Source organism: Streptomyces sp. NPDC044984 (genome assembly GCF_040646935.1).
GTDB lineage: Bacteria > Actinomycetota > Actinomycetes > Streptomycetales > Streptomycetaceae > Streptomyces.
Map to the genome: position 1 here is coordinate 268,346 of NZ_JBEZBE010000005.1, position 23,038 is coordinate 291,383.

The 23,038-nt window shown below is 65.5% G+C and carries 18 protein-coding genes; 12 read left to right on the forward strand and 6 right to left on the reverse strand.

Annotated elements, in window-relative coordinates; all coding sequences use genetic code 11:
* Positions 1–42: 42 nt before the first annotated feature.
* Complete coding sequence (locus AB0A94_RS08055) at positions 43–948, reverse strand: NADP-dependent oxidoreductase (RefSeq protein ID WP_361740518.1); 906 nt, start codon at positions 946–948, stop codon at positions 43–45.
* A 120-nt stretch (positions 949–1,068) separates the two neighbouring features.
* Between AB0A94_RS08055 and AB0A94_RS08060 the strand changes: the two genes are divergently transcribed.
* Positions 1,069–1,530 carry a MarR family transcriptional regulator gene (locus AB0A94_RS08060; protein ID WP_361740521.1) on the forward strand — a complete coding sequence of 154 codons (462 nt, stop codon included), beginning with the start codon at positions 1,069–1,071 and terminating at the stop codon, positions 1,528–1,530.
* A gap of 494 nt (positions 1,531–2,024) precedes the next feature.
* On the opposite strand, the gene AB0A94_RS08065 is transcribed toward AB0A94_RS08060, so the two are convergent.
* Both AB0A94_RS08065 and AB0A94_RS08070 read right to left on the reverse strand, forming a co-directional pair.
* A complete protein-coding gene (locus AB0A94_RS08065) occupies positions 2,025–2,216 on the reverse strand; it encodes a hypothetical protein (RefSeq protein WP_361740524.1) in 192 nt (63 codons plus the stop codon).
* A gap of 58 nt (positions 2,217–2,274) precedes the next feature.
* Positions 2,275–2,721, reverse strand: a complete 447-nt coding sequence (locus tag AB0A94_RS08070) for a MarR family winged helix-turn-helix transcriptional regulator (protein ID WP_361740527.1) — start codon at positions 2,719–2,721, stop codon at positions 2,275–2,277.
* A gap of 107 nt (positions 2,722–2,828) precedes the next feature.
* Here AB0A94_RS08070 and AB0A94_RS08075 point away from each other — a divergent pair, with 107 nt between their 5' ends.
* Positions 2,829–3,743 (forward strand): alpha/beta hydrolase, encoded by a 915-nt coding sequence (locus AB0A94_RS08075; RefSeq protein ID WP_361740530.1) that lies wholly within the window; start codon positions 2,829–2,831, stop codon positions 3,741–3,743.
* A gap of 50 nt (positions 3,744–3,793) precedes the next feature.
* Here the strand turns inward: AB0A94_RS08075 and AB0A94_RS08080 are convergent, their stop codons facing one another.
* Positions 3,794–3,991, reverse strand: coding sequence for a hypothetical protein (locus AB0A94_RS08080; RefSeq protein WP_361740533.1), 198 nt, complete (start codon positions 3,989–3,991; stop codon positions 3,794–3,796).
* 302 nt (positions 3,992–4,293) lie between these two features.
* Between AB0A94_RS08080 and AB0A94_RS08085 the strand changes: the two genes are divergently transcribed.
* The 7 genes from AB0A94_RS08085 to AB0A94_RS08115 all read left to right on the forward strand — a co-directional run bounded on the left by AB0A94_RS08085 (position 4,294) and on the right by AB0A94_RS08115 (position 19,143).
* On the forward strand, positions 4,294–6,396 hold the full coding sequence (locus tag AB0A94_RS08085; protein ID WP_361740536.1) for a hypothetical protein: 2,103 nt from the start codon (positions 4,294–4,296) through the stop codon (positions 6,394–6,396).
* Complete coding sequence (locus tag AB0A94_RS08090; protein WP_361740539.1) at positions 6,393–7,340, forward strand: hypothetical protein; 948 nt, start codon at positions 6,393–6,395, stop codon at positions 7,338–7,340. Before AB0A94_RS08085 ends, AB0A94_RS08090 begins: the two co-directional genes overlap by 4 nt.
* On the forward strand, positions 7,333–12,915 hold the full coding sequence (locus AB0A94_RS08095) for a DEAD/DEAH box helicase (protein ID WP_361740542.1): 5,583 nt from the start codon (positions 7,333–7,335) through the stop codon (positions 12,913–12,915). The genes AB0A94_RS08090 and AB0A94_RS08095 overlap by 8 nt, the downstream gene beginning before the upstream one ends.
* A gap of 251 nt (positions 12,916–13,166) precedes the next feature.
* Entirely contained in the window at positions 13,167–14,720 is a 1,554-nt protein-coding gene (locus AB0A94_RS08100) for an ATP-binding protein (RefSeq protein ID WP_361740545.1), read from the forward strand.
* A 42-nt stretch (positions 14,721–14,762) separates the two neighbouring features.
* Positions 14,763–17,732 (forward strand): Z1 domain-containing protein, encoded by a 2,970-nt coding sequence (locus AB0A94_RS08105; RefSeq protein WP_361740548.1) that lies wholly within the window; start codon positions 14,763–14,765, stop codon positions 17,730–17,732.
* Positions 17,733–17,891: 159 nt separating this feature from the next.
* Positions 17,892–18,650 carry an NgoMIV family type II restriction endonuclease gene (locus AB0A94_RS08110; RefSeq protein WP_361740551.1) on the forward strand — a complete coding sequence of 253 codons (759 nt, stop codon included), beginning with the start codon at positions 17,892–17,894 and terminating at the stop codon, positions 18,648–18,650.
* A gap of 13 nt (positions 18,651–18,663) precedes the next feature.
* Positions 18,664–19,143, forward strand: coding sequence for a very short patch repair endonuclease (locus tag AB0A94_RS08115; RefSeq protein ID WP_361740554.1), 480 nt, complete (start codon positions 18,664–18,666; stop codon positions 19,141–19,143).
* Here the strand turns inward: AB0A94_RS08115 and dcm are convergent.
* Positions 19,124–20,212 carry a DNA (cytosine-5-)-methyltransferase gene (gene dcm / locus AB0A94_RS08120; protein ID WP_361740630.1) on the reverse strand — a complete coding sequence of 363 codons (1,089 nt, stop codon included), beginning with the start codon at positions 20,210–20,212 and terminating at the stop codon, positions 19,124–19,126. The two genes, AB0A94_RS08115 and dcm, sit on opposite strands and share 20 nt — an antisense overlap.
* Positions 20,213–20,382: 170 nt before the next feature.
* Between dcm and AB0A94_RS08125 the strand changes: the two genes are divergently transcribed.
* Entirely contained in the window at positions 20,383–21,132 is a 750-nt protein-coding gene (locus tag AB0A94_RS08125) for an HNH endonuclease (RefSeq protein WP_361740557.1), read from the forward strand.
* On the opposite strand, the gene AB0A94_RS08130 is transcribed toward AB0A94_RS08125, so the two are convergent.
* Positions 21,129–21,755 (reverse strand): ATP-binding protein, encoded by a 627-nt coding sequence (locus tag AB0A94_RS08130; RefSeq protein WP_361740560.1) that lies wholly within the window; start codon positions 21,753–21,755, stop codon positions 21,129–21,131. The genes AB0A94_RS08125 and AB0A94_RS08130 overlap by 4 nt on opposite strands.
* Positions 21,756–21,971: 216 nt before the next feature.
* Here AB0A94_RS08130 and AB0A94_RS08135 point away from each other — a divergent pair, with 216 nt between their 5' ends.
* Positions 21,972–22,817, forward strand: a complete 846-nt coding sequence (locus AB0A94_RS08135; RefSeq protein WP_361740563.1) for a helix-turn-helix transcriptional regulator — start codon at positions 21,972–21,974, stop codon at positions 22,815–22,817.
* Entirely contained in the window at positions 22,818–23,036 is a 219-nt protein-coding gene (locus AB0A94_RS08140) for a DUF397 domain-containing protein (RefSeq protein ID WP_361740565.1), read from the forward strand. It begins immediately after the preceding gene.
* The last annotated feature ends 2 nt before the right edge of the window (positions 23,037–23,038 follow it).

The window sequence follows — 23,038 nt, forward strand, 5'->3', positions numbered from 1 at the left end:
CGTCGCGGGCGCGGGGCGGTCGCGCCCGCGCTGCGGTCGCCGCTACAGGATGACGACGATCTTCCCCTGGGTGCGGCCGCGTTCGGCCTCCCGGTGCGCTTCGGCGATCTCGTCCAGCGAGTAGGTCGCGGCGAGGTGGGGCGCGAACCTGCCCTGACTGCCCAGTGCCGCGCCCTCCGCCAGCACCGTGGCGTCGTTCTCCGCGTAGAGGTGCCGCACTCCGAGCAGGTCCGCGCGTGCCGCGTCGGCGACCGTCACGACGCGGTCCGTGTCGCCGGCGATGGCGACGAGGTCGGGGAGCGATCCGGAGGCGGCCATGTCGAGCACGGCGTCCACTCCCGCCGGGGCGAGTTCGCGGACTCGATCGGCCAGCCCTTCGCCGTAGGTGGTGGGCAGGGCCCCCAGCGTGCGCAGATAGGCGTGCTTGCCCGTGCTCGACGTGCCGATGACGGTGGCGCCGCGGGCCACCGCCATGGCGACGGCGGCGCTGCCCACACCGCCGGCGGCTCCTTCGATCAACAGCGTGCGGCCGGACAGGTCGCCGAGCGCGTCGAGCCCCCGGCCCGCGGTGGCGACGGCCAGCCCGGCCCCGGCGGCCTGTTCCAGGGTCCACGGTTCCGGCACCGGGGCCCAGGCGGTCAGGGTGGCGTACTGCGCGGTCGCTCCGAAGACGCCGCCGAGGCCGAAGACCCGGTCACCGACGGCGACACCGGTGACGCCCTCGCCGACCTCGTCCACCACACCGGCGGCGTCGCGACCGGGGATCGCCGGGAAGTCGACCGGGAAGTGCTCACGGACTTCCCCCGAGCGCAGCTTCCAGTCGACCGGGTTGACGCTGGCCGCGGTGACCCGGATACGGATCTCACCGGGACCGGCGTGCGGCTCCGGGACGTCCTCGATGACGAGTACGTCGGCGGGGCCGTAGTCGTGGTAGCGGGCAGCACGCATCGTTCGCTCCTTGCTCGACATTCACTTGCAGGGGAAACTAACTTAGAGTCCAAAATTTTCCACGGTAAGTACCTCTGAGTCACTTACCGCGGAAAGTGCCTTCGCGCTACGATCACGCGTGTGGAAGCGAATCATGAGCTCGCCCCGGTCGAGGCGGAGACCTGGGAGTCGCTGCTGTCGGTGCTCCTGTGGCTTCCGGCAGCGCTGGACGGACGGCTCAAGCAGCAGGGACTGAGCCATCACGAGTTCCTGATCCTGTGGTGCCTGACGCAGCACCGGGGCCGCGCGCACACCATGAGTTCACTCGCCGAACTGTCCCGGGTCACCCCGTCACACCTGTCCCGCATCGCCTCTCGGCTGGAGAGACAGGGCTGGCTCGTGCGCGAGCAGGACCCCTCGGACGCCCGCATCACGATCGCCTCGCTGACCGAGGCGGGGTCCCTGAAGTACGCACAGGCGGCACCCGGCTACTACGCGACCCTGCGCGAACACGTCTTCGGCCGGCTCACCGAGGAACAGGCCGGACAACTCGGCGGGATCGCCGCGCTCATCGCGCGGTCCCTCGATCCTCGCGCGGACTGAGTCAGTACCGACTGCCGCTTCGAGTGGCACCGCTCATCCCTGATCCACGGCAGGTGTGTCCACCGCACACCTCACCTCACTTGCCGTGCAGTCGCCTTCTGGCGCGAGTGTCCACAGTTCACAGCTCCTGACCGAAAGCTCTCCGCTCCCAGTGCCTCCGGTGACAGCGAAGGCACTCCGGGTGGACTCGGTGGCCGCTCCTCACGGTGAGCTTCGGCAAGAGCCTCGCTCCCGCGAGGTCCGGCTGCACGATGACGACCCCGTCGAACCAGTTGCCCCACAGGGCGACCGACGCCCGCGTCACCCAGCGCCCATGCCGGCACCGGGCCCGCACCGCCTCGGCGTCCGAGGCGCCCGCACCCGCGGCGGGATCGCCCGCAGCCCCCGCCGCCACACCCGCCCGGACCTACCACCGCGTCCCCCTCCATTACGAGTCCCACCCCCGCACACCGGCTCCCGGCCGCCCTGTGCCGGAACACGTCCGCCGGGCCCGGTCAGTCGCCCGCGCGCAGCACCAGCCGCACGACCCCCTTGACTCCTCGCCAGAGCCAGCCGAACAGTCCCGCCGCCGAAGCGAGGTCGGCGGCGTCCGCGGCAGGCTCCGTCCAGTCCCTCCCCGAGCGGCACCGGGAGCAGGAACGGGACCAACTCCGCTTGCGGGCACCGCACTTCTTGCACATCGCCATTCCCTCATTCTCCCCTGCCGCCGCACCCCCTCCCGCAACGTGGCCGGCCTCGCGCCCCTCAGCCCGGCTGTCCGTGGGAGCCCGCCTCGAGGGCCGCGCGCAGGGTGGCCAGGGTCGAGGCGACGCGGGTCAGGTCGCCAGGGGGAACCGCCCCGGTCAGTGAGGCGAGTGCGCTCTCGACGACGGGGCGAGAAGCGGCGAGCTGCTCCTCGCCCTCGGGTGTGAGGCGGAGGACGGACGAGCGACGGTCCTGGGGGTGCGCGACCCGCAGGCACCAGCCCGCGGCCACCAGCCGGTCGACCGCCTTGCTGACGGCCCCCACGGTGATCGCCAGCTCGCCGACGAGGTCGAGCACGCGGCACCCCGGCACGCGGTCGATGACCTCCAGGAACTCGAACTGCCCGAGCCCCAGGCCCCGTTCGGCGCGCAGCCGGGCGTTCACCGCGTTGTAGAGCCGGGTCTCGACGCGGACGAGATCGACAAAGACAGAAGTGACGTGTCCCACACCAGCCTCCAATGGATTCCTGGGAATCATCTTCCACGGAATCCGGTTGGCGTCGGACAGATGGATTCCCAGGAATCCATCCTCGCACCCGACCCGTGGAGGCCCGCATGTCCCGACAGCAACGCAAGGCCCTGGACGCCGTACTCCGTTCCGCCCCTCGCGGCGAGACCCGGCCCACCCCCGAGAAGCAGCGCGACGATTTCGACGCGGCGCTCACCCGCCCCGCGCCGGAGGACGTGGTCACCCGCAGGACCGTCCTGGGCGGGCGGCCGGCCCTGGAACTGGAGCCGGCCGAGGCCTCCGGCCGCGGCCGGCTGCTCTACCTCCACGGCGGCGGCTACGTCGTCGGCTCACCGGACACCCACGCGGGCCTGGTCGGCGAACTGGCCCGTCGTGCCGGGCTGCGAGCGCTGTCGGTGGACTACCGGCTGGCGCCCGAACATCCCTTCCCCGCGGCCGTCGACGACGGACTCGCGGCCTACCGCGCACTGCTGGCGGCGGGCACCGACCCACGGGACCTCGTCATGGCCGGCGACTCCGCCGGCGGCGGCCTGACCCTCGCCACCCTGCTCGCGGCCCGGGAGGCCGGACTGCCGCAGCCGGCCGCCGTGGCCGTCTTCTCCCCCTGGACCGACCTCACCCTCTCCGGAGAGAGCATCCGCTCCAAGGAGGACGCCGACCCCCTCTTCACCGAGGCCGACATACGCGCCTACGCCGATCTCTACGTCGGCACGGGCGACCGGACGCACCCCCTGGCCAGCCCGCTCTTCGCCGACCTCACCGGACTGCCCCCGCTCCTCGTCCAGGTCGGGGCGAACGAGGTCCTGCTCGACGACGCGGTCCGGCTGGCCGGCCGCGCGGGCGTCGCCGACGTCGAGGTCACCCTCGAGATCGGCCCCGGCCTCCCCCACGTCTTCCAGCACCACTACGGCCACCTCGACGAGGCGGACGCCGCCCTCGACCGCGCCGCCCGCTTCCTCACCACCCACCTGGGCGCCGACCACCCCGAACCGGTCCGCTGACGCCGCCACCGACGGCCTCCGCACGGATGTCGGCGGCACCGCCGCCGACATCACACGTCCCGTTGACTCGCGAAGGCGATCTCTGAAGTCCCATCCCGTTGGTGCACGGGCATGCCGTACGTCACGACCTCGCCGACCCCCTTGAGCTCGGCCTGGTACAGGCGGCGCAGACTGGCCAGTGCGTCCCGGCGCTCCTCAGGCGCCTCGACCAGGTAGACGTCGGCGTCCTTCACCGCGCTTTGCACCATGTGGGGAGGGCCTTGCGGCAGTTGGGGCAGAACTGCGCTTACCAGGCTCGATCACCAGGCCGGCCAACAAGAGTCCGCTTAGGTTGCTAGATCAAATACCTTCGGTCTACACCTGTCTTACCAACTACTTCCTGAGTATTGTGATTCTGCTGTATACGCACCATGTGCGTTCGTTCCGCCTGCCCTGCTTCGCGGAGATCGGCTGCCGCCCGCTTGGGCGACCAGCTGTAGGCCTGCCCGCTGAGCGAGCATGCCCAGCATCAACAGGGCGCGCGTTGCACGGAAGGGGATCAAGCAGGGCAATGAGGGGGGCATACCAGCGCTGGCAGGAAGTTCTCGGTGGGGAGTTCTTCGGAGCAGACCAGGCTTTTCGCAGTGCGGTCCTGTACGTCGATGACGAGGTAGCCCGGGACCTGGCGAAGGACAACAATCTCAACACGACGCTTGCCCACGCCGTCGCTGGAGAACTGAACTGGGACCCAGACAGACCGCTGCTCCATCGGATCAAGAACGCGTGTTTTGCGTGGGAGAACGGCGGTAGTTCTGGGCCCCCTCCCAGCTTGCCCCTCCTGGCACTTTCGGTACTTGCCGCGACTCGCATGACGTCCTCTGACGGCATGCTGAAGTCCAACTTCTACGGCCGTTGGGTTCAACTGTTCGGCGAGGAGTCAGGAACCTACCGCGCGAACAGGCTCAAGAGCGCCTTCGAGGACGTTGCCACCATGTGGGAACAGCTTGACCGGTGGCTCGACAGCACAGGCGGCCTCTGTGGCACCAGCACAGTGAGCACGGACGAGCACTACTGGAAGATCGGCTACCCCATCTCCCAGGCCTTGGTACGAGGTTCAGACCGGCAGATTCTCACCAGGTTCTTCGCTGCTACCCGCCTACGGCCGAACAACCCAGCTCAGGTATCCGGCCGAGAGCTGCTTCGGCGGCTTCGTGTCTGGACCGCTGGCAGGGACCGGCGGCTTTCGCCCCGGCTCATGGATGAACTGGCCAACGCGGGTGACAGCGGTGACACGCTCATCGTCAGTCTCCTGAAACGACTCGCCGATGAATGGGACGGCAGGCTCCACGAACCAGAGCACGAGCACAGGCGCCGAGCCCTCGGCCTCCGCCTCGTAGTAGCAGATCGCGGTAAGCGGCTGGAATGGCTCGCGGAGTCAGTCGAAGAACTCCCCGAGACGGAAGTGAGCCTGCTGCCTGACGGCCGGACGTTCAAGCTCCACCACGACTACGCCAACACCTACAGCGGGCTGGAGACGCTGCATCCCTCGGCCCAACAGCTGTCCAACGGCGTCCGTCTAGGGGGCAAGGACCTCGTCATCGAATGGGTTCCCCAGGAAGTTGTACTGCTCCGCAAGCATCCGCATCTGGGCGACTGGGTAAGCACCGAGTACTTCGAGCCCGGAGAGCAGCACTGGCTCCTCGCGGCCGACTCAGCCGTGAGTGAAGTCCGTGCCATGGTCGGAACGCTGGGCGGCCGCACCATCCGGGAGACACCATCTCCCGTACCGGGCTGGAAGCTCTTCAAGGGGGTACGAGCGGTCAACGGAGCGGCCTTCACCCGCACCCTGGACCAGGGGGGAAAGCACACGCATGTGCTGGAACCTCAGATCAGGCAAGAGACGAAGCTCTCCGGAGGCCTTCGGATAGCTCCCGAGTACCGGGCTGGTGCCGGCGTCGTCGGTCACTATCTGCGGCACGCAGCACCGGACTTGCTTCTGCCTCCCGGTAACACCCCTGACCGTAAGGTCGACGTTGTCCTTGACGGTCATACACAGTCTCTTCGGACAGATCCGCGGATTCCCTTCCCTCTATGGGTCGTCCCTCTGGAAGAGGGCAAGCACACCGTCGGAACCGCGCTCAGCAGTCAGACTTTCACTGTGCACGATGGTTTGCACGAAGGGCTGCCGCCCCAGACCGGGACGCTCGGGTATCCCTGCAATGGAACCGCACGGAGTGAACCTCTGGAGACCGAGGACAGCCAGCCGGCGATCCGTGGCGCGTACGCCCCCGAGAGTATCCGGCTTCCGCGGACCACAATCCTGCGCTGCACGGTTCTGGAAGCCATGCTGATCACCCCGGACGGGGACGTGCGCAAGATCAGACAGAGCGCGCCGCCTGCCTGGATGACGTCACGTCTACCGGCAGGGACCCTCGGCCCTTGCCTTGAGGTCCAAGCACCCGCCGGATACGTCTGGCTGATCTACAGAACGCCCTCGCGGTGGTCAGTCCGCCCCCTGCTGGAAGCGGCGGATATTCCCGCACCTCGTCCTTCTGGCACCGACTTCTCGTGGGCGTACGCCGTGATCAGCGCAGCCCAGCGGTCGCAGCTGCCGGTATGGCAGGACTACGTAACAGCGGCTGAGGCCATCGCCGGAAAGAGGAACAACCGATGATCGAGCCAGGAGACCTGCTCTTGCGCTGGGTCAGTGAGCAGGGCGCGGGGTCGCTCTCTGAAGCCAAGCAGGGGGCATGGTGGCTTGCTGGCGCCCGTTGCCAGGAAGTCGAGCCCGGCGCTCCAGGCCGGTGGCTCCGGGATGCTGTTTCTCTCGCGATGCTGGATATCGACTGGCGCAACAGGCGCTGGTGCGCCGCACCTCCCGTGCTGACCCAGCTTCCGCAGGCTCGAGGGCTGGCCGTACTGACTGGCAGCAGGACAGCAGCATTTGAGCGGCGGCTTGAGCAGACCATGGAGGACAGCCCGGTTGAACTGTTCCGGGTGCCGAGTGTCCGGCCTCCCCGGGATATTCCGCTGCCGGTCTCGTTGATCGTGCAGTTCAACGACGAGCAGGACCTTGAAGCCTGGGCAGCAGACCTCGGCATCACCTATACGCCCTGTTTCGCTCTACAGGCCGCTGCCCTGCTGCCGTCTCTTGAGTTCGGGGCACGGGGTTCCGCTCCGGAGTACGGCAAACCGCTAGAGCAGTACGACCTGGAGAGAGGCGAGTACCAACCCGTGGTCCGGCCGCAGTCCGACGGCTTGTACCGGTTCAAGCAGCGGGAAGGTAAGCGGGTATGCCAGATCCTGCGGGACGGCAAATGGTACGAGACAGGACACGAGGCGGGGGTCTACTCCGCACTCGCGTTCCAGAGCACAGACGCGGATGTTCTGCGCTGGCGGCCTGAGAAGGACAGCGGGCGGGAGCGTTTCGGCACTCTTTTCGTCGACTGGGGCTATCCGCTGCCGGACCTCCACCGACGTGTAGCGGTCATGTGCTCCGGGCTCGCACCACGCATCAATGAACCGGCCCGGAACCTGGCATATGACAACGTGCCCAAAACAGTAGCCATGAAGATCGCAGAGTCACTGGGACAAAGCCTCGGGGAGAACGATGACTGATACGACCGCGGACCACCCCGGAGCCGCCGGACAGGAACTCGACGTCCTGGGGACCTTTGACCACCTCAAGGATGCGCTGTTCCGTTACTACAACACCCCGTTCGGTCTTGCTGACGAACTCCTGGAGAGGGAGCGACAGCAACTCTTCGACATCGATGGGGGCGCATGGCGTGACCCCCTCCTCGAGGTCCGACCCCAGTACGCATCGGTGGGCACCGATCTCGCTGGTTCCGTCCGCGAGGCGGGCGCTCATCCGGACCTGCCGGAACTGGCACAGCTCGGTCTGCTCCGCGGCGTTCCATCGCTCTACCAGCACCAGCACCAGGCCCTCGTCTCAGCCATTCGCGACGGCCGGAATGTGGTCGTCACCGCGGGAACAGGCTCCGGCAAGACCGAGTCCTTCATGCTTCCGATCCTGGCTGGCCTGGTCCAGGAGTCAGCGGACTGGACAGCTACGAGTCTCCCGGTGAATCGCTGGTGGGGCTCACCGCACGGTGAGTACCAGCCGCAGCGGGCCGGAGAACGCGGACGTCATGCCGCTGTCCGGGCTCTCGTGCTCTACCCCATGAACGCTCTGGTTGACGACCAGATGATGCGTCTGCGCAAGGCGCTGGACAGTGACGAGGTACGGGACTGGTTCGCCCGGAACCGTCCTGGTCACCGCTTCTATTTCGGGCGGTACACGGGCGCCACACCAGTGCCGGGGGACATCGGCTCCCGGTCTGGAGTGAAAACGCTGCGCAAGGAGTTCGCTTCTACTGAGGAACGCTCGCGGCAGGCGCACAAGGCAGGCGGAGACGGCCGGTTCTTCATTCCCAGACTTGACGGTGCGGAGATGCGCTGCCGCTGGGACATGATTCAGGCTCCGCCAGACATCATGATCACGAACTACAGCATGCTCAACGTGATGCTGATGCGGTCGCGTGAAGGAAGCATCTTCGAGAAGACGCGTCACTGGCTGGAGGAGGTGCCCGAGGCCCGCTTCACCCTGGTCGTCGACGAACTGCATATGTACCGCGGAACCGCCGGCACCGAGATCGCCTACCTTCTGCGCAACCTCCGGCACCGACTGGGGCTGGACGACAAGCCGGAAAAGTTCCGAATCCTGGCCGCTTCGGCATCCCTGGAAGCTCCGCGAGACCTGGATTTCCTCCAGGAGTTCTTCGGTACGGATCGCGATCGTTTCGAGGTCCTGGGCGGGCAACTCCTCCTGCCGGCACACACGCACACTGATATTTCTTCCTCTGCTGACACCTACGCACGTTTCGACGAGACGGCTCCTGATTCGTCCACGGCTGACAAGACACTCACGGAAAGCGGAGGGCGCGAAGCCTTCGTCAACGCGCTTCGTGAGGGTGACCGGCTGATCGCGGATTTCGACCGGAACGTGGCTGACCGGCTCTTCCCCGCAGCCGAACCGCCCCTCCGCATGAAGGCCCTGCGAGGTGTTCTGGCCGCTCTGCGCACGTCGAAGGACCCAGCCACTCCCAAGCTTCGCGGGCACCTCTTCTTCCGCAATATTCCGGGTGTATGGGCTTGTTCAGACCCCAACTGCCGCGAGGCTGAGCGTCCGGAGGGCCACGAACGGACCGTCGGCAAGCTGTACTCCCGCCCGACTCCACGGTGCGGCTGCGGAGCGCGCGTGCTCGAACTGCTCTACTGCCAAAGCTGCGGTGACGTCTACCTCGGCGGGTACGCGCCCGAGTCAGCCTTCATAGATTCCAAGGGCGCGTTTGAAGCAGGTCTGCTAGCGGACTTGCCGGATCTCGATGCGCTTCCGGACGCTGCCGCCCTCGGCCCCAGCGCGGCTAACTATGTCGTCTACTGGCCTAGGCGGGACAAACCCGCCATAAACCATCTTGCTTGGTCACCCACCTCAGACAAGGGGTCTCTCAGCGCTAGCTTCGAGTTCAAGCGAAGCAAGTACGATCCGCGCACCGGCATTCTCCGTAACCACCGTGATTACACCGGCTGGTCGTTCCATGTCAGCGTCCCGCAGTCCAAACGAGGCAGCAACCGCCTCAAGCTAGAAAACCTTCCTGCGGCTCCCACTCAGTGCCCTTCATGCGGCGATGACTGGGAGGTACGCCAGCTGGGCAGTGAAAGGCTCAGCCTGAGCGATCCGCGTCGCATGCGTACCCCTGTCCGCAGTATGCGAACGGGTTTCGAAAAGATCAATCAGGTGCTCACCACAGGGCTGCTCTCCTTGCTGCCGCACCGGCAAGCTGTCGTCTTCTCGGACAGCCGACAGGACGCGGCAAAGCTCTCCGCGGGTCTGGGTTTGCGTCACTACCAAGACCTGCTCCGTCTCCTGCTTGCCGACGAGGTGACGAATCAAGGTGATCCCGTCAAGGATCTTGAGGCCGTAACCCACTACTACGCCCGCACAGCGGTTGGCGACCAGGTTGATCCCGCCGCCGCCATGGCCGCACACAAGCGTCTTCGCGCGCGGGACCCCGAGACGTACGACCGGTGGGAGAAGCATCACAAGCCTTCTACGGGACTGAGCCTCTCCGACTTGCACGAGGCCAAGCCGGACCCAGAGGAAGAGGCTGAGCTGCGCGCCATCCTCAGCCGTGTGCCCAGTCTCGACAGCCACGCGTCGACCGTCGCCGAGCGTCTCGTACAGGAAGGCGTCAATCCCGGCGGTCCCAAGGCATCGCTTCAGGAGACAGCCAATCGCCCCAAGGACACAGACCCGGAGCCCTGGACCACGTTGTATCAGTGGCCTGATGGCGATGGTCCAGTCCGGGACACCTCAGGACTGCAGCTAAGCGAACGCCAGGAACATCTGCGTGAGGAAATCCAGGAAACCCTTCGCGTCGAACTGCTCGGCGGACTCTTCGGCAGCGCCGGACGCGATTTCGAGTCGCTCGGGCTGGGCTGGCTTACGCAGACCTCAGACCAGGCTCCACTGGAAGCCGACCGTGCGTCCCATGCCGCCCTGGCCCGAGCCAGTCTGCGCGTCCTAGGCCACATGCGCCGCTTCGCCGGCCTCCGCAGCCCTGCCGACGAACCTCCGCGCAAGCTCCGAGCCTTCTGGGAAGTGGCCGCGCAGCATCTGGGCCAGGACAGCGATGACATCCGGTCGGCAGTGGAGCGGACTTGGGGAAACGCGGTCATCAAGTACCTCATTCAGCCGGAGCAGGTGGCTCTGCGGCACGGCTACGCCGCCTCATGGACGTGCCCCAAGTGCCGTCGGCGTCACCTTCATCCGGGCGTGGGTCTCTGCACGAAGTGCGGAGCTCCCCTCCCCACAGAGTCGGCGCCGTTCGACAACACCGACAGTGACTACTACGCGTGGATGGCCCGCAGGCAACTGGGTGCTTTCCGGCTGAACACCGCCGAGTTGACCGGACAGACCGACCGGATTGACGCGCAGAACCGCCAAGCCCGTTTCCAGGGAATCTTCCTCGACGGTAAAGAACACAAGAAGCCCGATACGCTCGACGTGCTCTCCGTCACTACGACCATGGAGGCCGGCGTCGACATCGGCCCGCTCTCCGCGGTCTTGATGGCCAACATGCCGCCGACCCGGTTCAACTATCAGCAGCGCGTCGGACGGGCCGGCCGGCGCACCTCGCCAGTCGCGCTCGCACTGACCGTGTGCCGGGGCCGCAGTCACGACGAGCACTACTTCCAGGACCCCCAGCGCATCACCAACGACGCGACACCGCCGCCCTACTTGTCCACCGAGATGCGGGACATCTACGAGCGGGTCCTCGCTGCTGAGGTACTTCGGCAAGCATTTTCCGACGTACGTCCGGACAAGAACGACGGTGAAGAACTCGATCCAACCCGCAATGTCCACGGCCAGTTCGGACGCTGTGCAGACTGGTCTACTGTCAGTGGAGCGGTGACCAAGTGGATTACTTCTCACCAGTCAGAAGTCAGGGCACTCGCGGAAGCTCTTGCTCAGCGCACTCGCGGTACATGGTCTCCGGACGAGATGACGGCATGGGTGACGGAGAAGCTCATCCTGCGAGTGTCCGAGATCGCCGAAGCCTCACATGGGCACCCCGAGCTCAGTCAGCGGCTAGCCGAAGCAGGTCTGCTGCCCATGTTCGGGTTTCCCACATCGGCCCGGTATCTGTACACCAAACGTCCCTACGACTCGTACCCGTGGCCTCCAAAGGGTGTGGTCGACCGTTCCCTGGACATCGCCATCTCACAGTTCGCTCCCGGTGCGGAGACCATCAAAGACGGGCAGGTCCACACGGCGACGGGGGTTGTGGCCTTCGAACCCACAGGGCACCGTCCCCGGACGGTGGACAACCCGCTCGGCCCGGATGCCCTCATCGGCATCTGCCGCGCCTGTGGCCACTTGGCCGAGCACGTTCAGCCACAACCGCCTCAGGCCGAGGACAGCCCATCCCAGCCGTGTCCGGCTTGTGGGGCCGTTGACGGTTCATACCGAGAGATCGGACTGCGGGAGCCGGCCGGCTTCTTCTGCTCAGGTAAAGCACGCGACTTCGACGGCAACTTCGCCTGGCGTGCTCGGTCACTCGCCCCTAGGACAGCCGCTGACCTGGAACACGGTGCCCCGGAGCGACTCGCAGAGCGAGGTCTGGTCGTTCACTCAGGGAAGGGCCGACGCTACGCCGTCAATGACAACGGCGGTCGGCTTTTCACCTTCTCAAAGGTGAGCCCGGCAGCCCGCTGGTCGGGGGCGTACCTGGAAGCAGGGGCGGTAGAGCAGTTCCCGTGGCTCGCCAAGGACATCTCCTCCGGGTCTGATGCTGTCGTGACTGCCATCGGCGCTTCGCAGCACACGGATCTGTTCCTCCTCGGCCCCAGGGCCGGTGAGCTGCCCGAGGCCGGACTGCGCCTGAATCTCGCGTCAGTACCGCAGAAGACGGGGTTCCCCGACGACCGCTCAGGCCGACGCGCCGCTTGGTACTCGCTCGCCGCCCTTCTCCGGACTGCCGCGGGATCACTTCTCCAGGTTCAGCCCACCGAGATCGCTTCTGGTATCCACGGGGCGGGGTCGTCCCACAGGGAAGCCCGCACGTTCGCGTTCCTCTCTGACACCCTCGACAACGGCGCCGGTTACTGCACACACCTCGCTGAGCCGGGCGTCTTCAACGAACTTATCGACACCGCCAATGACTTGCTCAATGCATACGGATCAGGCACGCACAGCCGGGAGTGCCGCGGTTCTTGCTACGAGTGTCTCCGCGACTACACGAACATGGCTTACCACAGCCTGCTCGACTGGCGCCTCGCCGGTGACTTGCTGTCGATTCTTCAGCGTGAGGAACCGGGCCTGATCCAGCCCCGCGCAGCCGCCGGTCTGCTGGAGAACTGGGCCTCTGACGCTGAAGACAGCGAGTTCATTGACGACCTCGGGGGCGCGGGACCAGTAGTCCTCTTCGAGGATCGGGTATGGGTAGCGGCCAAGAGCCCGTTCGAGGCCGCAGACACGGGCATGGAGGCTGAGCGCCTTTCCCAAGTCCGCGCCGCTGTCGCAGAACACAGCCCCGACGTCACAGACGTGGTATTCGTCGACGACTTCCTGCTCGACAAGGCTCCTACGAGAGTCACAGCGCTGCTCTTCGATTTTGATACGGAGTAGCAAGTAGTACGCCGGATAACGCCGAAGGCTTGGCGGGGCAGGGGCGCCCCGCCTCTGCGTTGCGCAGAGGACACGGGACTATCCGCTCCGTACAGCAACCAGTTCACTTTCAGCACATTTTTGGATAAAAAATTCCATCCTATAAGCTAGCCACCCCTTTGTCCGACCTTTGCAGTACCGTCACACAGGCCAACCGATCCGCAGGGCCGCCGCTCATGCAGCAGGCCCAAACCCGTGTCTAAAGGAAGCACATGCCTTACGAGCCCGGCACTGTCTGGCAGTACGAAGTCCCCACGACTGGCAGCACCCACCTGCCGCCGGACGCCGGCTACGCCAAGGCTCTGACGAATCAGGGGTACGGCTTCGAGGTCGCCATCGCCGACCTGGTCGACAACTCGATCGACGCCGGCGCCGACAAGATCGTCGTGCACTTCCTGCGGGACGCCAAGCGCATCCTCACCCTGCTGGTCATCGACAACGGCAAGGGCATGGACGACGCCGGCCTGGACGCCGCGATGACGGTGGGGCGGCGGCGCGACTACGGCGACAGCGCCCTCGGCATGTACGGCACGGGCCTGAAGGCCGCCTCGCTCTCCCACGCCTCCTCGCTGACCGTGGTCAGCCGCACCAAGCGCAGCCGCGCCGCGGGACGCCGCCTCACGGCGGAGGGCATCGAGGACGGCTTCCGCTGTGACACGGTCGATCCCCGCTACGCGCAGGAACTCGTGGACCGGTACGACGGCGTCATCGAGTGGCACGGCACGATCGTGCGATGGGACCAGGTACGGGCCTTCGAAACCGTGACGACCGGCCAGAGCGACCACTACCTGTCGAAGGCGATCGCCCGCCTGGAGACACACCTCGGTCTCTACCTGCACCGGTTCCTTCAGAACGGCCTCAAGCTCGACATCGCCGTATGGGACGTGAGCAGCGCTGAAGGCGAGCTCGGCGAGGAAGTGGACCACATCGCTGTCGAGGCGCTCGACCCCTTCGGCTACAAGGTGCCCGGGAAGGCGCGCTACCCCCGGACGTTCACGGCCCCCGTGGAGGGCCTCGGTGACGTCCGGCTGACCGCGCACATCTGGCCCGCCAAGTCGAAGCAGGCCGGGTTCCGGCAGATCGGCTCCCTGGCCGACCGCCAGGGCTTCTACTTCTACCGCAACGACCGCCTCGTCCAGGCCGGCGGCTGGAACGGTCTCCGCAACCCCGAGGGGCACCTGGCCCTGGCCCGCGTGGCCGTGGACCTCCCGGCCCACGGGAACAGCGTCCTGAGCCTCGACGTCAAGAAGGAGAGCGTCACCGTCACGCCCGCCTTCACGCTCGGCGTCGAGCAGGCCGTGGACGCCTCCGGACACACCTTCCACCAGTACCTCGGTGACGCCGAGGCCACGTACCGGGAGGGCGCGAAGCGTACGGAGATCGTGCGCAAGCCGGTGACGCCTCCGGGGAAGGGCATGGACCCGAAGATCAAGCGGGTCATCAAGGAGGAGCTGCCCGAGAAGCCCGGCGAGGAGCCGATCGCCTTCACCTGGGCCACGCTGCCCCAGGATAAGTTCTTCGACCTGGACCGCGAGAACAACGTCGTCCTCCTCAACAAGGCCTTCCGCAACGACTTCAACGACGGACGGCGCGGCGGGAGCAACGACGCGCCCGTGACGAAGGCCTTGCTGTACCTGCTGCTGGAGGACTGCTTCGGCCTCGGACGCTGGGAGCGCAGCCGCCAGGACCGGGTGGACTACTGGAACACCATCCTCCTGGCATCGGCGGGCGTGCACCGCGAGCGCCGTACACAGGCGGCCGACTGACCCCTCGCCGCTCCCGCTCCGCCCCCTGACCGAGGACAAGAGATGACCAACACTCCGTCCGGCGTGCTCCTCGACATACACACCTCCGCGCTGGCGGGGATGGGCAGCATGCCGCGCCACTTCGAACGCTGGGCGGCGCTCGCCGCAGACGACCACCACCCGGACGCGGACCTGGGCGAGGAGCTGTTCCGCTCCCTCCTCGTCGGCGGTGACGACGCGCTGACCGCTCTCTGGAGCCGTCACCTGACCGCCTGGGACTTCGCGGAGGAACCGCAGTGGGGAGCAGGCTCTCAGGCCCGCACCGACGAGCGGCGCACCGTGGCGTACGAACGGCTCCGGTTCGGGGCCGAACTCCGCAAGGCCCTGGACGAGGCCGTACCCGTGGCCAAGGTGCCCGGCGCAACGGTGATCACACGGGGCTTCACCCCGTGGTACACCGCCGAGCGTGCGGCCGCCCGGTCCTTCTACTGGACGGCGTACGAGCAGAAGCTCCGTGACAAGGGGTGGTCCGAGGCCGCCGTCGCCGGCCTCGACCAGGCGAGCCGGGCCGTGGTCGAACGCCTCACCGACCCGGAACAGCCGTCGGCCCGCCAGGCGAAGGGCCTGGTCGTCGGCTACGTCCAGTCCGGCAAGACGGCGAACTTCACCGGGGTGGCCGCCAAGGCCATCGACGCCGGGTACCGTCTCGTCATCGTCCTGGGAGGCACTCTCAACCTGCTGCGCGCCCAGACCCAGCGGCGTCTGGACATGGAGCTGATCGGCCAGGAGAACATCCTGCGGGGCGCCGACGTCACGGACCTCGACTCCCTGGTCGGTGTGGACTACGTGGGCGACGACGAGGACTGGCCGAAGTTCGTACGCCACGGCGGCCGTCCCTCCACGCTCGGCGCCTTCGACATCGAGCGCCTGACGACACGCGACAAGGACTACAAGGGCCTGGCCCAGGGCATCCGGGCGCTGGAGTTCGAGAAGCGCGTCCCCACCCGCCCGTTGCACGATCCGGCGAACCTCCACCACGCCGCGGCACGGGTCCTCGTGGTGAAGAAGAACAAGAACGTTCTCACCAACCTCGTCAAGGACCTCAAGCAGGTCCACGGGATCCTGGGAGAACTGCCGACCCTCATCATCGACGACGAGTCCGACCAGGCCTCCGTGAACACCTCGGACCCGAAGAAGTGGGAACGGGGAAGGACCGAGCGGACGGCCATCAACGGCTTGATATCCAAGCTCCTGGGTCTGCTGCCGCGAGCCCAGTACGTGGGCTACACCGCGACTCCCTTCGCCAACGTCTTCATCGACCCTGGCGACGACATGGACCTCTTCCCCAGTGACTTCCTGATCTCCCTGCCCCGCCCGGCCGGCTATATGGGCGTCCAGGATTTCCATGACCTGAACTCGCCTATCCCGGTGAAGGAGCGTACGTACGCCAACTCCCAGGAGAAGGCTCACGTGCGGGGAATCTACGACTCCACAGGAGACAGGCTCCAGGAGGCCATGGATGCCTTTGTCCTGTCCGGTGCCCTGAAGCTCTATCGGGCCGACCATGGCGTAGCCGAGGCCGCCTTCCGGCATCACACCATGCTCGCCCACGAGTCCGTACGCCAGGATGACCACGCCGATCTGGCTCTGCGCATCAACTCCATTTGGCACCAGGCTGGTTACAGCTCTGCTGTGGGACATGCGCGTCTCGCGGCGCTCTGGGAGGCAGATTTCGCACCAGTAAGCGCAGCTCAAGCCAGTACCCTCCCAGCGCCGTCCTCCTATGACGAGCTGCGGCCGTACGTCCATTCCGCACGCCAGCGCATCGGCAGCGGAGGCCAGCCGGTCATCGTCGTGAACGGGGACACCGACCGCTACTTCGCCCAGCTCGACCTGGATTTCGACCGGACACCGAACGTCTGGAAGATCCTCGTGGGCGGCACGAAACTCTCCCGCGGCTTCACTGTCGAAGGCCTGACCGTCACCTACTACCGTCGCACCACCCAACAGGGCGACACGCTGATGCAGATGGGGCGATGGTTCGGCTTCCGCCCCGGATACCGGGATCTGGTCCGGCTGTACATCGGCCGCGAGGAACCGTTCGGCCGTGACAAGTACGTCGACCTCTACGAGGCGTACGAAGCCGTCTGCCGGGACGAGGAGACATTCCGGGAGCAGTTGGCCCGGTACTCCGAGATGGTGGACGGACAACCCCAGGTCACCCCTGTGCAGATCCCGCCTCTGGTGGCACAGCACCTGCCCTGGCTCAAGCCCTCAGCCCGCAACAAGATGTTCAACGCGGAACTCGTCGAGATCCGGTCTCCAGGCCGGCCCATCGAGCCCGCCTCGTATCCGCTGAACAGCACCATCGCGAAGCGCAACACCGAGCGCTGGCGGCCGTTGGTGCAAGCGCTGGACACCACCCCCGTATCATTCAGCAATCCTCCGGACAACTCGAGCACGCTCACACGGACCTTTACGGCACTCACCGGAACCGTTACACACGGTGAGCTCATCAGCGTGCTGTCTCAGCTCGAGTGGGAGCGTCCCCGGTACTTCGACCCTCATCTGACCTACCTCCGTCAGCTTGACGGCTCTCTTGCGCAGGTCGATGACTGGCTGCTCATCTCACCCCGCCTGGCCTCGGACAACCGTGTCGACGCCAGCGTCCTCGGCTCGGCCCCACTGTCCCTGGTCCGACGGAGCATCCAGGACGGCAAGAGTTCCTTCGGCCGTATCGCCAGCGTCGAGCACCGCACCGCGGCGCAACGACTCATCAACGAGGGCGCCGCTGGAACAGACACGAAGATCGGGCCCAGGACCGGAGTCATGCTGGTATATCCGGTAGTGGAGGGAAACAGCCCTGACAGTGTCCGCGCGGCTGTCCGTAACGGTGCCGCCGACCCGTCGAAGATCGTGATGGCCTTCACTCTCATTCCGCCGAGGTCAGCCACCAGCACGGACCGCCGCTTGGTGCGCTTCCGCGCCAAGGACTCGCGTCACAGTAACGAGGTCACCATCCCGACAACTTGATCTTCTAAGAAGGGAACGCGCTTTGCTGCCCTTGGCCACAGCATCAGGGAGCGCGGTGCACCATTCTGGATGGGCAGGAGCGAGCTCTCCTCACCCCTGCCGATCCTTTCGAGGAAGCTCCTTCACCCCCCATCACACACCAAATAGGCAGGATTGAATATGGGTACGTCATTCGCCACCAATCTCCTCGGCTGGAAAAAGCTCAAAAAAACGGGGGAACTAGTCCCTAATAGCGCCGACAGCGACAGTGGCGCATCGAAGGCACTGGCTGGCGAAATTCTCAATTTCCTTGGCGTCACAGCAGATGTTATTCCGCTAGACGCGCCAGAAAATTTGGGCCCCGCTTTGGAGCAAGGAGTCAGCATCGATTTGGCTAACTCACTGCCCGAGAAAGATCAGCATCGACTCTGGCATGTTGACCACAAGAAGGTGATCTCGGACTTCTCTCAGTATTCCCACCTCCGCAAGGTCGCAGACGCCGTGAGAGCTAATCCTACTCTCCGTACAGACCTGGGAATTGACTACCTCATTAAGCCTGATGTCACCGTCGGCATTTCTCAAGTATTGACCGCCCAGGAAGTAAAGCCCTTCCTGCATGCAGCCGTATCTTGTAAATGGACAATCCGGTCTGACCGCGTGCAGAACATCCGGCATGAATTTCTGCAGATGATTCGTCACAGGCGAGGCCGTCTTCCGCACTTGGTCACGGTAACTGCTGAACCTATGCCAAGCAGGATTGCTGCCATCGCGCGAGGTACTGGTGAGGTCGACGCCGTCTATCACATCGCCTTTGATGCGTTGCAGGCTGCGGTAGCTGCGGTGGGCAGCAAGCAGCAGAAGGATGACCTGGCAGAGTGCATCGGCCAGGGGCGTCTCCGCCCTTACGAGGAACTCGCCTCGACTCTGGCAACCTGGTAAGTACCAAGCAGCTATGGACACACCACCACATGCCCCCTCCGGTTCCGAAGGCGACTGGTCTCCGCCGGCCGGCTCGTGGGCGTCGTCTGCTGCACGGCGCCGGAACATGCAGGCAATCCGCAGTCGTGACACCGCACCAGAGCGTCTGGTGCGGAGCCTTGTACACGCTCAAGGCCTGCGCTACCGCGTCGCGGCCAGGCCCTTGCCAGAACTTCGCCGGACGGCCGACTTGGTCTTCCGTCCGGCGAAAGTTGCGGTCTTCATTGACGGCTGTTACTGGCACGGTTGCCCTGACCACTATGTTGCCCCCAAGACCAATCCCGGCTACTGGTCCGACAAGGTGGCTCGCAATGTGGCACGCGACCGCGACACCGACGAACGCCTCCAAGCCGCCGGTTGGACCGTGCTGCGGTTTTGGGAGCATGAAGCAGCAGAGGACTGCGCCCTCAAGATCGCAGGAACAGTGGCCCGTCTTAGGAAGGAGAAACAGTAAGCGAAGGCGTATCTGAGCGCAGCTGCTCCCTCTCTGCGGCCTCGAATGCTGCATAGATTTGTTCGCCAACAGCTTTTGCCACCGGCGGCGGGAACGCGTTCCCGACCTGCCGGTAAGCAGCCGTCTTACGCCCGGAAAACTTCCAGTCTTCGTCGAAACCTTGAATCAAAGCCGCCTGAGTGACTGTGAGCTTAGGGCCTGCGGGCGCGAACAAGTCGCGCTCCACGTCCTTCATCTCATGAGGCTCATTAGCAACCCCAAGCCCGCACACTCCGAGGTCTTCCCAGGCCCGCTTTGCTCGCGTCGGCCCGAGGTCGGCGCCACCATGCTTCTTCGAACCGCCAACAACCGTCGGAGCGACGCCTTTTAGCGCCTTCCCATACCACTTCTTGAACGCCTCGTCAGCGCGAGGGTCTGCGGCTACGGCGTCATACCGCGCCTGCATCGAATTCTCAAGGGCTTCCGCCACGCTTACCTGTTTGGTTGCCTCCGGCTTTCTGTGCTCGAAGTGCTGAGCGTACTTCGGCTTCATCGCAACCAAGATGGCACGAGGACGTAGCTGGGGTACCCCGTAATCTTTCGCTTCCAGGATGTCCCAGTAGCACTTCTCGTACCCCATAGACTCCAGCTGTTTGATGATGTCCTGGCGATATTGCTCGAACTTCGGGTCCAGCAGGCCCCGCACGTTCTCGATCATCACAGCCTTGGGGTCTAGATCGTCGACGAGCTGAAGCATCGTCGGGAAAAGGTCGCGCTCGTCATCACGCCCGAGCTGCTTCCCAGCCGCAGAAAACGGAGGGCACGGCACTCCACCGGCCAGGAGATCAAGTGTTCCAGGCTTCAACCCCAAAGAGGCCGAGTCAAAAACCTTGAGGTCAGCTTCGATGACCTGGCAACCCTCCCACTCGGGATTGCCCTCAGTGTTGGCCCTCAAGGTCTGGCATGCATCCCTGTCGATCTCAATCAACGCAACATGCTTGAAGCCGGCGTTGTGCAAGCCGACAGCCTGCCCTCCGGCCCCAGCGCAGATCTCGACTGAGGTGTACTTGAGTTCATTCTTACGGATCATGCGGGTCATGCCCCCTCCTTACAGCCGTACAGCGGCAGACACATCGTGCAATCCACCATCACTGAGGGTGACAGACCCCACTGACAACGAGACCCGACCAAGTGTGCAACACGCCCCGCTGTTTTTTGAACGCACCCTCCGTCACACCGAACACTTATACGATATTGCTCATGCGGATACCTGCCTGGACCGAGGATGAGCTTGTGCTGGCTGGGGCCCTGGTCGTGAGGAACGGCTGGCGCGAGCTGCGCACCAAGGACCCGGAGGTCCAGGAGCTCTCGGGGTTGCTGCGTTCGCTGCCGCTCCATACGGCCGAAGCCCGTGCTCTGCCGGGCTTCAGGTCCCCGGACAGCGTGAGCCGCAAGACCACAGACTTCATGACGAACCACAGCGCGTACACCGGCAAGGCCACACGATGCGGCAGGCCGACCCTGCTCATGATCCAGGCTTTCACCGAGCGTGAAGCTGAGATGTGCCAGGCAGCTGAAGCCCTCACGGAAAGCATCAGCTCTGGTGAGCTGCATCTCATTCCGCCGCAACCCGACGAGGTCGACGAGACAGGAGCGGCGGCAATCGAGGGGCGCCTCCTCGTCCGCCGGGCGCTCGCCCGCGAGCGGGACCCCCGCCTTCGCGCTCGCAAGATAGAGCACGTACGGCGTCAAGGGCTCCCGCTGCGGTGTGAGATCTGCACCTTCGATTTCGCTCGCGCTTACGGAGAACTGGGCAACGGCTACATCGAAGTGCACCACGTCACTCCTCTCTACGTCTCCGGAGTCAGAGAGACCAGGCTGGACGACCTTGCATGCCTGTGTGCCAACTGCCACCGCATGTGCCACAGGAGCCGTCCCGGGGAATCCTGGCGTACACCGGCCGCTCTGCGGGAGCTGATGCGAAAGTCTGCTGCGGCGACCACTCACTAGGCAGCGTCTGCTTCGGCCTCATAGTGCATCTGCGCCCGGTCCAGCAGGTCATCCGGGTCCAGGCCTCGTGCGGACGTCCAGTGCAGCAGGTCGGCGATCAGCTCGACTGCCGACTCCTCCAGAGCCGTTTCACACCGCCCGTGCAGGACGGACCCGCCGCGCTCCCGGTAGCCCTCCAGCGCGTCGATGGCCCGCTCCATGCGCAGGCACACAGCATCCGATCCCAGCTCGATCTCGCACCACACCGCCTTGCCCAGCGCCGTGACGGCGGTCCCCCAGTCCACGGCCATGGCGGCGAGCATGTGCAGGCCGCGGCCGCACTCCGCCTCGCAGCCGACGGTACGCAGTGCGGGCAGCGAGCTGCTCTTGTCGTGCATCTCGACGCGCAGCCGCTCGCGCTTCCACTCCAGGATGAGAGTCGCCGGCGAGCCCTCACCTACGTGCTTGATGACGTTCGTCGCCAGCTCCGTCACGACGAGCTGCGTCGCGTCGCAGGCGGTCGGCACGCCCCACTGGCCGAGCTGCGTGGCGGCGGCCCGCCGCAGCAGGCGTACTTCCGTCGGCAGTGCCTCGAAAGGCAGGACACAGCGGCGCTGACGGTCCTTGATCTCGATCCCAGGCATAAGCGGTTCTCCCTCCCGTGCCACGCGCATGCTGCGCCTGCCGTATCCGAACGGCTGCATTGCGTAGCGGTCCGTCACCGAGAATGACATAGAGAACTCTCGCTGTGTAACTTCTCACGAGCCTCGATCGAGTGAATCGCATAGTGAGCCGGCTGCCGCGCTACCTAGCCTGTTCACACCCCGAGCGCCTGCCCGGGTGATCGCCTGAGGAGTTCCATGTCCGTACGGACCACCACACGCCGTCGCCAACTCGGCGCCATGCTGCGCAAGTTGCGTGCTCGCAAAGGGATGACCCTGGAGGAGGCCGGCGGCCTGGTCGGCGTATCGAAGGCGACGGTCAGCCGGTACGAGACGCAGGCGGGGCCGGTGAAGTGGATCGTCGTGGACGCGCTGTGCCGTGAGTACGGAGCCACGGATGCCGAGCGGGAAGCCGTGGTGCGCCTGGCGAAAGACGCCAAGCAGCAGGGGTGGTGGAGCTCGTTCGCCGACTCCATCCCGGAGAGCATGAACCTGCTGCTCACCCTTGAGGACGAGGCCGTACGCGAGGACCACTTCTCCTGCGTCTACGTGCCTGGCCTTCTCCAGACGCGCGCCTACAGCACCGCTCTGCAGAAGGCCAACGAGATCCCGCTGGAACCAGCCGAGATCGAGCGGCTGGTGGACATCCGCATGAAGCGCCAGGAGATCCTCACCCGGCCGAAGCCCTTCCGGCTGTGGGCCATCCTCGATGAGTCCGTGATCCGCCGGGTCGTGGGCTCGCCGGAGATCATGAAGGAGCAGCTCGGGCGGCTTCTCGAAGTCAACGAGTCACCACACATCACACTGCAAGTGCTGCCGTTCTCGAACGGGGCCCATGGCGCCGCTCTCGGCAGCTTCGTGATCATCGGCGGTACGGAGTCAGCCCTCGACGTGGTCTATGTGGACTTCCACACCGGCTCCCTCTTCCTGGAGAAGGACGAGGAGTTGGAGCGATACAGACTTGCGTTCGAGTACCTCCGCGCACAAGCGTTGGACATGGAGGCTTCCTCCGCCTTGATCCATCGCGCACGCAAGGAGCTGTAGATGCCCGCCCGTTCTCTTGTCCCTCGTGAGCTGGCCTGGTTCAAGTCGTCTTACAGCGGCGCGAACACGACCGAGTGCGTGGAGTGCGCCCATGTCACGCACGGCGTGCTCATACGCGACTCCAAGAACGCGGACGGCTCTGTCGTCTCCGTTGAAGCCGGTGCGTGGCGTTTCTTCGTGGAGGGGTTGAGACGGCAGCAGCCGACCGTGCCCGCGTGATG